This window comes from Klebsiella sp. 141203 (genome assembly GCF_032601985.1).
In the GTDB taxonomy this organism is placed as follows: domain Bacteria; phylum Pseudomonadota; class Gammaproteobacteria; order Enterobacterales; family Enterobacteriaceae; genus Klebsiella; species Klebsiella aerogenes.
Genome location: NZ_JAQIRL010000001.1, coordinates 759764 through 774963 on the forward strand (window position 1 = coordinate 759764; position 15200 = coordinate 774963).

The 15200-nt window shown below is 53.5% G+C and carries 14 protein-coding genes; 4 read left to right on the top strand and 10 right to left on the bottom strand.

The window, feature by feature from the left end; genetic code table 11:
* Positions 1-66 precede the first annotated feature (66 nt).
* Both PGR29_RS03745 and osmB read left to right on the top strand, forming a co-directional pair.
* Positions 67-816, top strand: a complete 750-nt coding sequence (locus PGR29_RS03745; protein ID WP_087859379.1) for a DNA-binding transcriptional regulator YciT — start codon at positions 67-69, stop codon at positions 814-816.
* Between the two features lie 267 nt (positions 817-1083).
* A complete protein-coding gene (osmB, locus tag PGR29_RS03750; protein ID WP_032688354.1) occupies positions 1084-1302 on the top strand; it encodes an osmotically-inducible lipoprotein OsmB in 219 nt (72 codons plus the stop codon).
* Positions 1303-1415: 113 nt separating this feature from the next.
* Here osmB and yciH read toward each other — a convergent pair whose 3' ends face one another.
* From yciH to pgpB, 5 genes are all read right to left on the bottom strand, one after another.
* Positions 1416-1742, bottom strand: a complete 327-nt coding sequence (gene yciH, locus PGR29_RS03755; RefSeq protein ID WP_015705734.1) for a stress response translation initiation inhibitor YciH — start codon at positions 1740-1742, stop codon at positions 1416-1418.
* Positions 1742-2479: an orotidine-5'-phosphate decarboxylase gene (gene pyrF, locus PGR29_RS03760; RefSeq protein WP_045393148.1), complete on the bottom strand. Its 738-nt coding sequence runs from the start codon at positions 2477-2479 to the stop codon at positions 1742-1744. Before pyrF ends, yciH begins: the two co-directional genes overlap by 1 nt.
* Positions 2480-2673: 194 nt before the next feature.
* A complete protein-coding gene (lapB, locus tag PGR29_RS03765) occupies positions 2674-3843 on the bottom strand; it encodes a lipopolysaccharide assembly protein LapB (protein ID WP_087859378.1) in 1170 nt (389 codons plus the stop codon).
* A 6-nt stretch (positions 3844-3849) separates the two neighbouring features.
* Positions 3850-4158 (bottom strand): LapA family protein, encoded by a 309-nt coding sequence (locus PGR29_RS03770; protein ID WP_087859377.1) that lies wholly within the window; start codon positions 4156-4158, stop codon positions 3850-3852.
* Positions 4159-4300: 142 nt separating this feature from the next.
* Complete coding sequence (gene pgpB, locus PGR29_RS03775) at positions 4301-5059, bottom strand: phosphatidylglycerophosphatase B (RefSeq protein WP_087859376.1); 759 nt, start codon at positions 5057-5059, stop codon at positions 4301-4303.
* Between the two features lie 163 nt (positions 5060-5222).
* Between pgpB and ribA the strand changes: the two genes are divergently transcribed.
* Positions 5223-5813 (top strand): GTP cyclohydrolase II, encoded by a 591-nt coding sequence (gene ribA / locus PGR29_RS03780; RefSeq protein ID WP_015366227.1) that lies wholly within the window; start codon positions 5223-5225, stop codon positions 5811-5813.
* A gap of 46 nt (positions 5814-5859) precedes the next feature.
* Here the strand turns inward: ribA and acnA are convergent, their stop codons facing one another.
* The 4 genes from acnA to topA all read right to left on the bottom strand — a co-directional run bounded on the left by acnA (position 5860) and on the right by topA (position 13200).
* Positions 5860-8532 (bottom strand): aconitate hydratase AcnA, encoded by a 2673-nt coding sequence (gene acnA, locus PGR29_RS03785; protein WP_087859375.1) that lies wholly within the window; start codon positions 8530-8532, stop codon positions 5860-5862.
* A gap of 380 nt (positions 8533-8912) precedes the next feature.
* On the bottom strand, positions 8913-9071 hold the full coding sequence (locus tag PGR29_RS03790) for a YmiA family putative membrane protein (RefSeq protein WP_072056445.1): 159 nt from the start codon (positions 9069-9071) through the stop codon (positions 8913-8915).
* 244 nt (positions 9072-9315) lie between these two features.
* On the bottom strand, positions 9316-10290 hold the full coding sequence (gene cysB / locus PGR29_RS03795; protein ID WP_015705738.1) for an HTH-type transcriptional regulator CysB: 975 nt from the start codon (positions 10288-10290) through the stop codon (positions 9316-9318).
* 312 nt (positions 10291-10602) lie between these two features.
* Positions 10603-13200, bottom strand: coding sequence for a type I DNA topoisomerase (topA, locus tag PGR29_RS03800; RefSeq protein ID WP_045393156.1), 2598 nt, complete (start codon positions 13198-13200; stop codon positions 10603-10605).
* Positions 13201-13610: 410 nt separating this feature from the next.
* On the opposite strand from topA, the gene PGR29_RS03805 reads away from it, so the two are divergent.
* A complete protein-coding gene (locus PGR29_RS03805) occupies positions 13611-13862 on the top strand; it encodes a YciN family protein (RefSeq protein ID WP_015366222.1) in 252 nt (83 codons plus the stop codon).
* 88 nt (positions 13863-13950) lie between these two features.
* Here PGR29_RS03805 and sohB read toward each other — a convergent pair whose 3' ends face one another.
* Positions 13951-14997: a protease SohB gene (sohB, locus tag PGR29_RS03810; RefSeq protein WP_063447169.1), complete on the bottom strand. Its 1047-nt coding sequence runs from the start codon at positions 14995-14997 to the stop codon at positions 13951-13953.
* Positions 14998-15200 lie beyond the last annotated feature (203 nt).

Consider the following 15200-nt stretch of genomic DNA (forward strand, 5'->3'; position numbering starts at 1 on the left):
TTCCTGTCCCCCAGCACGCCTTAAAGCCTGCTGGGCGCCGTATAGACCTCTAACTGTGATGTAGCTATGAACGCCCGACAACAAAGTATTTTACAAATGGTCATTGATAAAGGCCGCATGAGCGTTGCCGATCTGGCCAGGATGACCGGTGTCTCCGAAGTCACTATTCGTCAGGATCTGAATTCGCTGGAAAAACAAAGCTATCTGCGCCGCACCCACGGCTTTGCCGTACCGCTGGATAGCGAAGACGTCGAAACCCGCATGATGACCAACTTTGCCATTAAGCGTGAACTCGCCGCGCGCGCCGCGTCGCTGGTGGCAGCCGGAGAAACGGTGTTCATCGAAAATGGCAGCTCAAACGCCCTTCTGGCCCGCACGTTGGCGGAACGCGGTGATATCACTATCATCACCGTTAGCAGCTATATCGCACATTTACTCAAGGAAACGCCGGGCGAGGTCATCCTGCTGGGCGGTATTTATCAGAAGCGCAGTGAAAGCATGGTGGGCCCATTAACCCGTCAATGCATCCAGCAGGTGCACTTCAGCAAGGCGTTTATCGGCGTTGACGGCTGGCAGACCGAAACCGGCTTTACCGGCCGCGACATGATGCGCGCCGATGTGGTCAACGCGGTGCTGGAAAAGCAGTGCGAGGCTATCGTACTCAGCGACAGTTCGAAGTTCAGCGTTGTGCATCCTTATCCACTGGGCCCGATTGCCCGTTTCAATCGCGTCATAACCGACAACAACCTGAGCGAAACTATCCGCCGGCAGCTCTCCGGGAGCGGTTTAACGCTCGATATAGTCGACCCCGCCTGATCGCTTCCGCCAGCGCCCGTAGAATGGCGTTGGCAGCCTTTCTGCGTCTGAGAGTATTCTGACCCGCAATTAAGATTTTTTACCTGACGTTAAATTTTAAAATAAGTAGAATTATTATTAGCGATATAACAGGAAGTGACTATCACCTGCGTGATTAGAGCAACACCTGCGCAACTTAAGTTTCATGGAATAACCCTTAAGTCATAGCCAGTTGCTATGCTTAAAGGAAGGTGTATCCATGAATAGATTATTCAGGAGAATAAAATGATGACTTCAATGAGCAAAAAAATGGCTGCGGCCGTACTGGCGGTTACTGTAGTAATGTCCCTGAGCGCTTGTTCCAACTGGTCTAAACGCGACCGTAATACCGCAATCGGCGCAGGCGCTGGCGCACTGGGCGGCGCGGTATTAACCGACGGCAGCACCCTGGGTACCCTGGGCGGCGCAGCGGTTGGCGGCATCATTGGCCACCAGGTTGGTAAATAACCACCCCGCGTATTAAATTAATAATAATTTCGTAGTTACTGACTCACGCATCTACCAATAATTAAGGCCACGGTATTTACCGTGGCCTTGTTGTTTATTTCGTAGAAATTATCTTAGCCACCCGCTAATTTTACTTTCATCCCTTTAGCTTCCAGCAGTGATTTCAGCAAGTCGCGTTTATCACCCTGAATTTCAATCACTCCATCTTTCAGTGAACCGCCGCAGCCGCATTTCTTTTTCAGCTCCGCGGCCAGCTTCGCCAGCGCATCGTCATCGAGATCGATGCCGGTAATCAAGCAGACGCCCTTCCCTTTGCGCCCGCTGGTCTGGCGTTGAATGCGCACGATACCATCGCCTTTCGCACGTTGCGGCGCCGCTTTCGGCTCTTCGATACGTCCGCTATCGGTAGAGTAAACCAGGCGGCTGTTAGAATCGCTCATTACGCCTCCAATTTCAGCGACGCGTTGATAGCCGCAAGCGTTGCAGCCGGATCGGCAGACTGGGTAACCGGCCGGCCGATCACCATGTAATCAACCCCCGCCTGCTGCGCCTGTTCCGGAGTCATAATCCGGCGTTGGTCGCCCGCATCGCTGCCTGTGGGGCGGATCCCTGGGGTAACTAACTTAAATTCTTGTCCTAACTCTTGTTTAAAGCGGACGGCCTCCTGCGCGGAACAGACTACGCCATCGAGACCACAGCGTTTGGTTAGCGCCGCCAGTTTAGCAGCATGATCGGCAGGTGAAAGCGTGATGCCAAGGTCTTGCAAATCGCTGGCTTCCATGCTGGTCAATACGGTGACCGCAATCAGTAGCGGCGCCTCTTTTCCGAACGGTAACAACGCCTCGCGGGCAGCCGTCATCATGCGCGCGCCGCCGGAGGCGTGAACGTTCACCATCCATACGCCAAGCTCCGCGGCTGCGGCGACCGCGCGTGCGGTGGTGTTCGGGATATCGTGGAATTTCAGGTCAAGGAACACTTCAAAGCCGCGCTGATGCAGGTCGCGAACAAATTGCGGCCCCAGCAGCGTGAACATCTCCTTACCTACCTTTAACCGGCAGTCGCGCGGATCGATTCGATCAACAAAGGCTAACGCCTTGTCACGGTTATCATAATCAAGCGCAACAACGACGGGAGAGGATGTGATAACGCGAGGAGAAGAGCTAGCAGTAGACGTCATGACCGGACCTTAATTGTGGATGAGCGCCGCCAGGGCGCAAAAAAGGTAAACGGGCAGCATTCTACCTGCGAAGTGGGGAAAATGACAGGCTGGTTTTGCCCGTCTACAGACAAAAGCGGGCACGCGGCTGCAGAAATGGATACGCTAAAACCCAGACAAGTATGTTGTAACTAAAGTCAGGTTTTTTTTAGAAGTTACTGGCCATCAAGGCCGCGAATCGGCTTGATAGTCGCCCAAGAACGGCAGGACGGGCAGTGCCAGTACAGGGTGTGAGAAGTAAAACCGCACTTCTGGCAGCGGTAACGCGGTTTGCTCCGCACCTGCTCGCCAACCATATTGCGCAGAACCCCCAGGCTCGCCTTCGCGCGCCCTTCTTCCGCCTCATTAAGATGGTAGTCCATCAGTTTGTGGAACACGCGCATCGTCGGGTGGCGTTCCAACTGGCGAGTCACATAGCTCTGCGCGGCCTCGGCGCCTTCCTGCTGCTCGATAATTTGCGCCAGCATAAGCTCCGCGGTCGCCCCGGTGTTCTCTTCTACACAGCGGCGCAGGAACGCTTCCCACTCCTCATGCTTACCCAACTGCTGATAACAGGTTTGCAGCATTTCCAGGGTTTCACCAACCAGTTCTTTATCCTGGCCAATCACCCGTTCCAGGCTTTCTACCGCTTTCGCGTAGTCGCCTTTTTCCATCCACACGCGCCCCATCATAATCGAGACGCGGGCGCTGTTGCGGTCCGCTGACGCGCCTTTTTTCAGCAGCGTCATTGCTTTATCGAGATCGTTACTGGCCATCTGCTGCAGCGCCAGCTCACACCAGAAGTTGGCGATATCGCTGCGATGCTTTTCTTTGCCCAATTTTACCAGCCGTTCGGCAACTTCAATAGCGGACTGCCAATCGCTGGTTAACTGGTAAATTTGCAGCAGTTGTTGTAGCGCGCCCAGGCGGAAGTCGGTTTCATCTACCAACTGCTTGAACATATCTTCCGCGCGATCGTACAGGCCCGCGGCCATATAATCACGGCCCAACTGCTGGACGGCGAGCAGGCGTTGGTCGTAGGTGAGCGAGGCGCTCTCCATCAGGCTTTGGTGAATGCGGATAGCGCGGTCAACTTCGCCGCGAGAACGAAACAGGTTGCCAAGCGTCAGGTGGGCTTCAACGGTGCCGGTGTCCTCTTTCAACATATCAAGGAACAGATCCACGGCTTTATCCTGCTGGTTGCTCAGCAGGAAGTTGACCCCAGCGACATAATCGCGCGACAGGCGATTAGCATCGTCCTGTTTGGACTGTTGTGCGCTCCTGCGCCCCATATACCATCCATAGGCTGCGGCAACGGGAAGAAGCAGAAACAACAACTCCAGCATAGACGGTTATTCCTTGACCGCAGAGACGCCGGCATCAGCAGGCGCTACGGTCACTGGCGCGATCTGCTGCTCCAGGCGTTTAATTTTACGCTCGGCGCGGGCCAGCGATACTCGTACCCGTAACCAGAACAGGCCGCAAATCAGCCAGCCAATCGCAAACCCGGCAGCAAATAACACCGCCAGCAACGTGGAGATGCGGAATTCACCCTGCGCGAGCAAATAGTTGAACGTGACCAGTTGGTCATTTTGCGCACCCAGCGTCACAGAGATGACGAAGATAGCTAACACCAGTAAGAAAATAAGTAAATATTTCACATGACTTCCCGTTCTGTGGGTTGCGCGAGTAAAACGCGTTCAAGCCCTATAAAGTATCATTTTCACCGCAGTGGTGAAATGGAAAAGCATGACACCCGTCATGATATGCGGCCGGGTGTCGCGAAAATCAACATAAACAGCGTCAGGTTGCGCGTTTTTTGATATCCGTCGCCTCTTCGACAGGCGGGGTTAACGGGCCGCAAAAACGCTGCGTGAGCCAGGTCGCCGCGGTAACCAGCAGCCAGGAAAGGCTGGTCGCCACGATAAGATCCTGCGGCCAGTGCATGCCCAACGCCAGGCGGCTGCCCATGACCGCCGTCGCCCACCCTAACAGCACACCGATAGTCACCCAGCGCCGACGCGGCCACAACAGCCCGACGCCCAGCAGCGCCCAGCTGGCGGCAAACATGGTATGGCCGGACGGAAAGGCAAAACCGGTCTCTTTTTGCCAGTGTTTACGCAAGAACCCCGGTATTGTCTGTTGTTCAGCCAATTGCTCATGCACCAGTTTAGCGCGTTCTTTACGTTTTAACTCATAGAATTGCGCCACAGGAACCTGCTGGGTTCTTTCTAACCAAATCACAAACGGCCGTGGTTCCTGCACCCGTTCTTTGATCCAGGATTTTAGCCCCTGTCCTGCCAGGATAGCAGCACCGAGAATGAGAAACAGCACCAGCGCTTCGCGCAGACGAAAACGTAAACACCACAAAAACCAGCCAAATAGCGCTACGTGGGTAATGATTCCCCACGGCTGGGTTACCGTTTCAGTCACCCAGTACCACATTTTCAACATGGCCGGGGCTTGACCCGGCTGCCACTGCCAGCCGGAGAGCCAGACCATAACGGGCATAACAAGCAATAGCGCCGCCCCGATGGCGGTCCTTTTGGCAATTAACAGCATCGTATCTCCTTCTCTTTCCTTCTGAATATCATAACGGAAAGTAGATCGTTTGTGCGCTTTCCGCGCAGGCGGTCGTTGGTAATTAGGAGAACGTCGCGGCGTTGTGGCAAAATAGTAGTAAACAGAAAGCACATTCAGGTGCTGTCAGAATCTGGAGAATCACATGCAGCTTAAACGTGTGGCAGAAGCCAAACTGCCAACCCCCTGGGGCGATTTCCTGATGGTGGGCTTTGAAGAACTGGCAACCGGGCAGGATCATGTCGCGCTGGTGTATGGCGATATTTCGGGGCAAGCCCCGGTACTGGCTCGCGTACACTCAGAATGTCTGACGGGCGATGCCCTTTTTAGTCTGCGTTGTGATTGCGGTTTTCAGCTGGAAGCGGCGCTGTCGCACATCGCTGAAGAAGGACGCGGGATCCTGCTTTATCATCGTCAGGAAGGCCGAAATATCGGTTTACTGAATAAAATTCGCGCCTACGCGCTACAGGATCAAGGCTACGATACCGTCGAAGCCAACCACCAGCTTGGTTTTGCCGCCGATGAGCGCGACTTTACGCTGTGCGCCGACATGTTCAAGCTGCTCGGCGTCGAGCAGGTTCGCCTGTTGACTAACAACCCGAAGAAAGTCGAAATTCTGACCGAGGCGGGAATCAATATCGTCGAACGCGTGCCGCTCATCGTCGGGCGTAACCCGAAAAACGAACACTATCTCGATACCAAGGCTGCCAAGATGGGGCATCTGCTGAATAAATAATTCAGTTCCAGAATGAATCAGGGCCAGCATTCGCTGGCCCTTTCTTTTACAGCATATTACGAATCACATAATGCAGAATGCCGTCGTTCTGATAGTAAGTCAGCTCAGTCGCGGTATCGATACGACAGCGACACTGAATGACCTCCTGCTGTCCATCGGCGCGGGTAATCGTGACTGGAACCTGTGCCGCGGGATGCAGCGCCTGCAGGTTGCTGATATCAATCCGCTCTTCGCCGGTCAACTGTAGCGTTTTACGCGTCACGCCTTGTGGAAACTCCAGCGGTAATATCCCCATGCCGATAAGGTTGGAGCGGTGAATACGTTCGAAGGACTCGGCAATGACCACCCGCACGCCCAACAGACGCGGCCCCTTCGCCGCCCAATCGCGGCTGGAGCCTGAGCCATATTCTTTACCGGCGATTACCGCCAGAGGCGTACCTTCGGCTTTGTACAGCATAGCCGCATCGTAGATGGCGATAGGCTGCGTGTCCGGCAAATGACGCGTCATTCCCCCTTCCACGCCCGGCACCATTTCGTTACGGATACGAATATTAGCAAAGGTACCGCGCATCATGACTTCATGGTTACCGCGTCGCGAACCATAAGAGTTGAAATCGCCGCGCGCCACGCCGTGCTCCTGCAAGTAGCGTCCTGCCGGGCTGTCAGCCTTGATACTTCCTGCCGGGGAAATATGGTCGGTGGTGACGGAATCACCAAGCATCGCCAGGATCCGAGCGCCATGAATATCTTCCACCGGTTTCGGCTCAACCCCCATCTCATCAAAGAATGGCGACAGGCGAATATAGGTAGAGTCATCCTGCCAGCGATAGGTATCGGAACGCTCAACCTGAATCGCTTTCCACTCCTCGGTACCTTCAAAGACTTCGGCATACTCTTTACGGAACATCTCGGTAGAAACCTGCTGCACAGCGCGAGCAATCTCCTCGCCGCTCGGCCAGATATCTTTCAGGAACACCGGCTTACCGTCTTTACCAACCCCAAGCGGTTCACGGGTCAGGTCGATGTTCATATTGCCGGCCAGCGCATAGGCTACGACCAGCGGAGGCGACGCCAGCCAGTTGGTTTTCACCAGCGGATGGATACGACCTTCGAAGTTGCGGTTGCCGGAGAGTACCGCCCCCACGGTCAGGTCTCCTTTTTTGATTGCCTCTTCGATAGGTTCCGGCAGCGGCCCGGAGTTACCGATACAGGTTGTACAACCGTAGCCAACGAGGTTAAAGCCCAACTCATCAAGATAAGGCGTCAACCCCGCATGCGCCAGATAATCGGAAACCACTTTCGAACCCGGCGCCAGCGAAGCTTTTACCCACGGCTGCGGTTTAAGGCCGCGCTCAACCGCGTTCTTCGCCAGCAGGCCGGCGGCCATCAACACGCTTGGGTTGGAGGTGTTGGTGCAGGAGGTGATTGCCGCAATCGCCACCGCGCCTTCCGGCAGCGAATAGCGTTGCCCATCGAGAGTGTAATCAACCGGTTGACGCGATTTTTGCGTTTGATTCACTTCCAGTTCGTTGCTGGCGGCAAACGCTTTCGGCACATCGCCCAACGCGACGCGGTCCTGCGGCCGTTTCGGCCCGGCGAGGCTGGCCTCAACCGTCCCCATATCCAGCGCCAGGGTGCTGGTAAAGACCGGCTCATCGCCCGTCTGGCGCCACATGCCCTGCGCTTTGGCATACGCTTCAACCAACGCCACCTGCTCTTCGCTGCGTCCGCTGAGGCGCATATAGCTGAGAGTCACTGCATCGATCGGGAAGAATCCGCAGGTCGCGCCATATTCCGGCGACATATTCGCAATGGTCGCCCGGTCGGCCAGCGGTAACGAGTCAAGGCCGTCGCCGTAGAATTCTACGAACTTGCCAACCACCCCATGTTTGCGCAGCATCTGGGTCACTGTCAGCACCAGATCGGTCGCGGTGATCCCTTCACGTAGTTTCCCGGTCAGTTTGAAACCAACGACATCGGGAATGAGCATGGATACCGGCTGACCAAGCATCGCGGCTTCCGCTTCAATCCCGCCGACGCCCCACCCTAATACGCCGAGACCGTTGATCATGGTGGTGTGCGAATCGGTACCCACCAGCGTATCCGGGTAAGCCACCCATTCGCCATTCTGCAGTTCGCTCCAGACGGCACGGCCAAGATATTCAAGGTTTACCTGGTGGCAGATCCCGGTTCCCGGCGGCACGACGCTAAAGCGGCTGAAGGCCTGCTGCCCCCAGCGCAGGAATGCATAACGCTCGTGGTTCCGTTCCATTTCAAGACGCACGTTGTCTTCAAAAGCGTTTTCATTACCAAAACGGTCTACCGTCACCGAGTGGTCGATGACCAGGTCAACCGGAGAGAGCGGGTTCACCTTCGCGGTATCGCCGCCCAGGCGTTTTACCGCTTCGCGCATAGCGGCTAAATCCACCACCGCCGGTACCCCGGTGAAATCCTGCATCAGCACGCGTGCCGGTCGGTAGGCAATTTCGCGGTCGGCGTGCGCTGTGGCCAGCCAACCGGCCAGCGCCTGAATGTCTTGCTCCGTCACCGAGTCGCCGTCCTGCCAGCGCAGGAGGTTTTCAAGCAGAACTTTGAGAGATTTGGGCAGTCGGGTGAGATCGCCCAGGTGTTTAGCGGCCAGAGCCAGGCTGTAGTAATGGTAGGTTTTGTCTTTGACCTGTAGCGTATCCTTACTGGCTGCTCGTAGTGTTGACGACATAGCTCCTCCTTTATCACAGGGATACATGCCCTGAACTCCTCAGGGTCTTTATTAAAGATAACACAAACTTGGCATAACACTTTGATAACAACTCAAATTGCTAAAATTGACAAAACCGTACAGTTCAGAAATTTTGACGAGAATAGTATTACAGCACGGATATATTTGATGAGGGTGAGTAAGTTCCGAACCTGTTCACTAAGCGGGAATAGAAAAAGAGCTAATCACCGATATGCAATGATTAGCTCAGGATGGATTAACATTTAAAGCTGATAAGTCGGAAAATAATTTCTTCCACCGTGTTCCACAATTCCGGGTGCTAATTTTACCAACCTCCTTTTGTCACAAAAGTGAAATATAACCTTCTCTGATAAACTGCTTTAGCTAATAATCCAGATGAATAATGCAACGATGCACCAGAAAGCGCTAAGCCCCATCAGTAGCGAGCCCCAAACCTGACTGCGCAGCGTTGGATCGATTTCCGCTTTATGACGTTCGTACGACATCGCGAGCTTTGCATAATCGATATTGTTTATCATTTCATCACCACCAATTGCTAAAATCATCAGGTACAGATAAATCTTAATAAGATATATAAAATAGATCCAGCTAATTCAGGAACAGCTAAAAGGCTTTTAACCGTTATTTTGATCGCAGCGGGTATAATGGAAAAGGGATGAGGTAAAATCCGCAGAAATGTGATTACAACGAGGTTTATAAGTTCTGATAAGGTCCATAATAGAAAATGGCACTCCCCAGAGGAAATGCCATTTATCGATACGATTATTTTTCCGGCAGTTTAATATCTTTGAACATCGCCTCTATATCCTCATTCGAACGTAGCGCCACGGCCGTATCTACCACATCCCGCGTCAGATGTGGCGCAAAACGCTGAATAAAATCATACATATAACTTCTGAGGAAAGTGCTTCGGCGGAAGCCTATCTTGGTGGTGCTATGGCTGAAAATACCATTGGCATCAAGTTTTACCAGGTCCGGATCGGACACCGGATCGACCGCCATGCTGGCAATGACCCCAACGCCAAGCCCTAAACGCACATAGGTTTTGATAACATCGGCATCAGTCGCCGTGAAGACGATACGCGGAGTGAGCCCGGCGCGATTAAACGCGGTATCCAGCTCGGAACGCCCGGTGAAGCCGAAGGTATAAGTCACCAGCGGGTACTGCGCCAGCTCTTCAATGGTCACCGAACCTTTAGAAGCGAGCGGGTGATCCGGGGTCACCACAATGGAACGGTTCCAGTGGTAGCACGGCAGCATCACCAAATCGTCGTACAGATGCAGCGCTTCGGTAGCAATCGCAAAGTCAGCATTGCCCTTAGAAACCGCTTCTGCAATCTGCGTCGGCGATCCCTGATGCATATGCAAAGAAACCCGAGGATAACGCTCAATAAAGCCCTTAATCACCCCAGGCAGCGCATAACGCGCCTGCGTGTGGGTGGTGGCAACGTACAATGAGCCTTTATCCGGCCAGGTGTGCTCCCCTGCCACGGATTTAATAGCCTCAACTTTGGACAGCACTTCGCGCGCGATGCGAATAATTTCCTGCCCGGCTGGAGTGACCTGAGTTAAATGCTTACCGCTGCGGGCAAATATCTGAATTCCCAACTCATCTTCCAGCATGCGCACCTGCTTGCTGATGCCAGGCTGCGAAGTATACAAGCCTTCGGCGGTAGAGGAGACATTCAGGTTATGGTTAACAACCTCAACGATGTAGCGGAGTTGCTGTAGTTTCATGGCTGATATCCGTAAACGCGTCAAATGAATCCGCTTAATACCCATTATGTTCAGACTGCTGCCTGCCGGCGGCAAAACGCCAGACATTCCCTGCGGCGCGCCGAACCAGCGCCACAATGCGTCCTGAAAACGATGATGTATAAGACGATTTGATAATAAAAAAGTGATTCGCTATAACCACTATATCATTTATATCTACAGTGTATAGATGCTAACAAAAAATAATAAGTCGGTTATAACGTGGGAGCCACGAGGCGGTAATACGAGGAAAACAGGAGAGAAAATGGGCCGCATTGCGGCCCATTGAGAAGGTTACTTTTTCGCTTCAGTCCATTTACCGTCGATAAAGAAGGCGGACCAGCCGGTCGCTTTACCCTCTTTCTCGGAGGAGACGTACTGTTGCTTGGTCTTACGACTAAAGCGTACCAGCGTTTTATTGCCTTCCGGATCCTGCTGCGGCGCATCGGCCAGATAGCGCAGCTTTTCAGGCAGACGATCGCGGAAGCGGTACAACTCTTCCACTAATGGCGCACGCGTCTCACGTGATTTCGGGAAGGTGTTTGCCGCCAGGAAAACGCCCGCCGCGCCATCGCGCAGGACGAAGTAAGCGTCGGACTTCTCGCATGGCAGTTCCGGTAAAGGCACCGGATCTTCCTTCGGTGGAGCCACTTCGCCATTACGCAGGATCTTACGCGTATTTTTACATTCGTCGTTGGTGCAAGCCATGTACTTACCAAAACGCCCCATTTTCAGGTGCATTTCAGAGCCGCATTTCTCACACTCCACGATAGGGCCGTCATAACCTTTGATACGGAACTCGCCCTCTTCAATCTCGTAGCCATCGCAGGTCGGGTTGTTGCCGCAGACATGCAGTTTACGCTTCGGATCGATAAGGTAGCTGTCCATCGCGGTGCCGCATTTCTGACAGCGACGTTTAGCGCGCAGCGCGTTGGTTTCGGCATCATCGCCTTCCAGCACGTTGAGAACTTCGTTTTCCGGTACCAGGTTGATAGTGGTTTTGCAACGTTCTTTCGGCGACAGCGCGTAGCCAGAGCAACCGAGGAATACCCCGGTGCTGGCAGTACGAATGCCCATTTTACGCCCGCAGGTCGGACAGTCGATGCTGGTCAGCACCATTGGGTTCGGCTGCATGCCGCCCTCTTCAGGATCCTTCTCAGCCGTTTGTAGCTGGGAGGTGAAATCGCCGAAGAAGTTATCCAGTACCTGTTTCCACTCGGCCTGATGATTAGCCACCTGATCGAGGCGGTCTTCCATCTGTGCGGTAAAATCGTAGTTCATCAGATCGCGGAAGTTCTCTTCCAGACGGTCGGTGACGATTTCGCCCATCTTTTCAGCGTAAAAGCGACGGTTCTCGGCGCGTACATAGCCGCGGTCCTGGATGGTCGAAATGATCGACGCATAAGTGGACGGACGACCGATGCCGCGTTTTTCCAGCTCTTTCACCAGCGAGGCTTCGCTGAAACGCGCAGGCGGTTTGGTGAAGTGCTGCGCTGGGGTCAGTTCCACCAGGCTCAGGCTGTCGCCCTGATTGACCACCGGTAACGTACGGTCTTCATCGCCTTTACGCAGCGCTGGCATCACTTTCGTCCAGCCATCAAAGCGCAGCGTACGACCGCGGGCTTTCAGTTTGAACTCTCCAGCCTGTACCGTCAGGGTGGTTGAGTCGTATTTTGCCGGCGTCATCTGACAGGCGACGAACTGACGCCAAATCAGTTGGTATAATTTCTGCGCATCGGCTTCCATGTCTTTCAGCGATTCCGCCATCACGTTCACGTCAGAAGGACGTATCGCTTCGTGCGCTTCCTGTGAATTTTCTTTGCTGGCGTACTGATTAGCGCTTTCAGGCAGATATTTTTTGCCAAAGTTGTCGCCGATATAGCCGCGAACCATGTTCAGCGCATCCTGACTCAGGTTGGTAGAGTCGGTACGCATGTAGGTAATATGGCCGGCTTCATACAAACGCTGGGCCATCATCATGGTTTTCTTCACGCCGAAGCCAAGACGGGTACTGGCGGCCTGCTGCAGCGTGGAGGTGATAAATGGCGCGCCCGGCTTGCTGCTGGTCGGCTTATCCTCGCGCTCCAGCACGCTATATCGCGCTTTTTCCAGCAGCGCGACGGCAGCCATGGTTTCGTCGCGGTTAACCGGACGGAACGGCTTGTCATTCTTGTGAGTTACCTGCAGCGGTAATGCATCGCCGCCCGGCGTGGTAGTACTGGCGTCGATCTCCCAGAACTCTTCCGGAACGAAGGCTTTAATTTCGCGTTCGCGTTCAACGACCAGACGGACTGCGACAGACTGCACGCGGCCAGCGGACAGACCGCGCGCAATTTTTTTCCACAGCAGTGGAGAAACCATATACCCCACCACACGGTCCATAAAGCGGCGCGCCTGCTGGGCATTAACACGATCGATATTCAGCTCGCCCGGCTTCTCAAAGGCCTGACGAATCGCGTTTTTGGTGATTTCGTTGAACACCACGCGGCTGTAACGTTGCTCATCACCACCTATAACTTCCCGCAGGTGCCAGGCAATGGCTTCCCCTTCGCGGTCAAGGTCGGTTGCGAGATAGATGTGGTCGGCTTTTTCCGCCAACTGTTTGAGTTCTGAAACTACCTTTTCTTTACCCGGAAGTACTTCATAATGCGCATTCCAGTCATGCCATGGGTCCACGCCCATGCGGTTGACCAGAGCGCCACGTTCATCCTTTTTAGGCTTTTTAGCCCCTTTGGTGGAGGTAGAGTCGGCGCTCTTTTTGGAAGCTGAGCCACTGGTCGGCAAATCGCGGATATGACCGACGCTGGATTTCACCACGTAGTCATTACCCAGATACTTATTGATCGTTTTGGCTTTTGCCGGGGACTCAACGATAACGAGAGCTTTACCCATATTCACCTTTACCTAATTTAATTCATCCAGGAATACATCGCACATTGATTCACCATCCACTAGCGACGTGCCTGATATGTTGCGGCCACGTCGATGGATATCAACCCTCTGCACGCCCAGTTTCACATCCATAAAACCAGATAGCTGAGTTTGCTGGCTTTTGCGAGCCAGGTTGCATAGCACGAAGAATTTTTGGCCGAATGTCAAGCAAATCTGTTGCCAGATCGCTGAAAGCGTCACACTCTACCTGATAAAATTCGTTACGCAACTTTATTAGCATGCAAAAGCCAACTCCGCCAGTAAAGTGATGTTTCTTAGCCGGTTACAATTACCCCTGCACAATCAATGGAAAATTTGCCCGTTGCCCTCTCGCGGCGTAGACTACCCGCGAAGAACTACAGGAGTCCGTTATGCAAGGTACAACCCAACCCATCGAACGCCAGGCGTTACTTGAAATTGCCAACCAACTCATTCGCGATCATGAAGATACGTTAGCCGGAATTGAAGCCACCAACGTCGTTCAGCGTAACGGGGTTTTGGTGTTCAGCGGCGAGTTTTATCTTGATGAACAAGGTTTACCGACGGCGAAGAGCACTGCCGTATTCAACATGTTCAAGTATCTCGCTCATGAGTTGTCAGATAAGTATCACCTGGTCGATTAATCGCCAGTCATTGATGGACCGGCTCTCGGCTTAAGCCAGCCAGAAACAGCAACGCGAGGTATCAGCCTCGCGTTGTTTTAATTACATATTACATTAACGGTTTTTGTCCACGCTGCCACCAGCGCAACAAGAGACGGTCAGCGCTTTCCGCCGCGCTACCGGTAACGCGGTCGAGCAACTTCTTACGCTGCTGATAACGCACGCTAATGACTTCGTGGTTATCCATCATGCTCAACAGGAGTTCATCGCTGGTCTGTACCGCATCCGCCAGCCCTTTTTCCAGCGCCTGCACGCCGTACCAATGTTCACCGGTCGCCACCTTTTCGATATCCAGCGACGGGCGCATCTGATGCACGAAATCTTTAAAAAGCTGATGGGTTTCATTGAGATCTTCGCGGAATTTCTGCCGACCTTCCTCGGTATTTTCGCCCAACATGGTTAACGTGCGTTTATATTGCCCGGCGGTATGGAGTTCAATATCGATATCTTTGTTTTTCAGGAAGCGATTGATGTTGGGGATCTGCGCCACTACGCCAATCGAGCCAAGAATAGCAAACGGCGCACAGACGATTTTGTTCGCCACACAGGCCATCATATAGCCGCCGCTGGCAGCGACCTTATCGACCGCAACCGTCAGCGGGATCTGTTTATCACGTAAGCGCTGCAGCTGCGAAGCTGCCAGACCATAACCGTGAACCACGCCGCCGGGGCTTTCCAGACGCACCACCACCTGGTCACGCGCCTTCGCCGAAGCCAGCACCGCCGTGATTTCTTCGCGCAGACCGCTTACCTCGTGGGCATCCATGCTGCCTTTAAAATCCAGCACCCAGATACGCGCCTTGCCGCTGGGTTCCGCGGTGCCCAATTTTGCCCGCGCTTTGGCCTCTTTGGCTTCCTGCTTATGTTTTTTCTTCTGCGCTTTATGCCAGAGTTTTTGCTGCGGGCCATCCAGCAGCGCCACCGCCAGCTCTTCTTTCATCTCCTTATATTGCTCGCTAAGATTCGTTACCCGCAGCTCGCCGCGCTGCTTCTTACGCTGAGTCAGATTAACGATTATGGCGGCGATAACCGCAATGGCGACGACGATAGTCGCAGCCTTGGCTAAAAATAAGCCGTATTGAGCAAGTAATTCCACGTTTTCACCTTGTGTAAAGCACTGACGTTGACGCACAGTGTACATCAGCCTTTATCATCAAGTCTCTGCGCTTTCCGTGCGCTGCGAGGCGCATTCCCGTTTTTTTTGTCGCAATGAAATCGTTGCAAGATATTAATTCTGCGAAGACTTTCCCTTTGACTGATTGCAATCATCAATCGTTTAAGGCATAAAGCGCAAAAGTA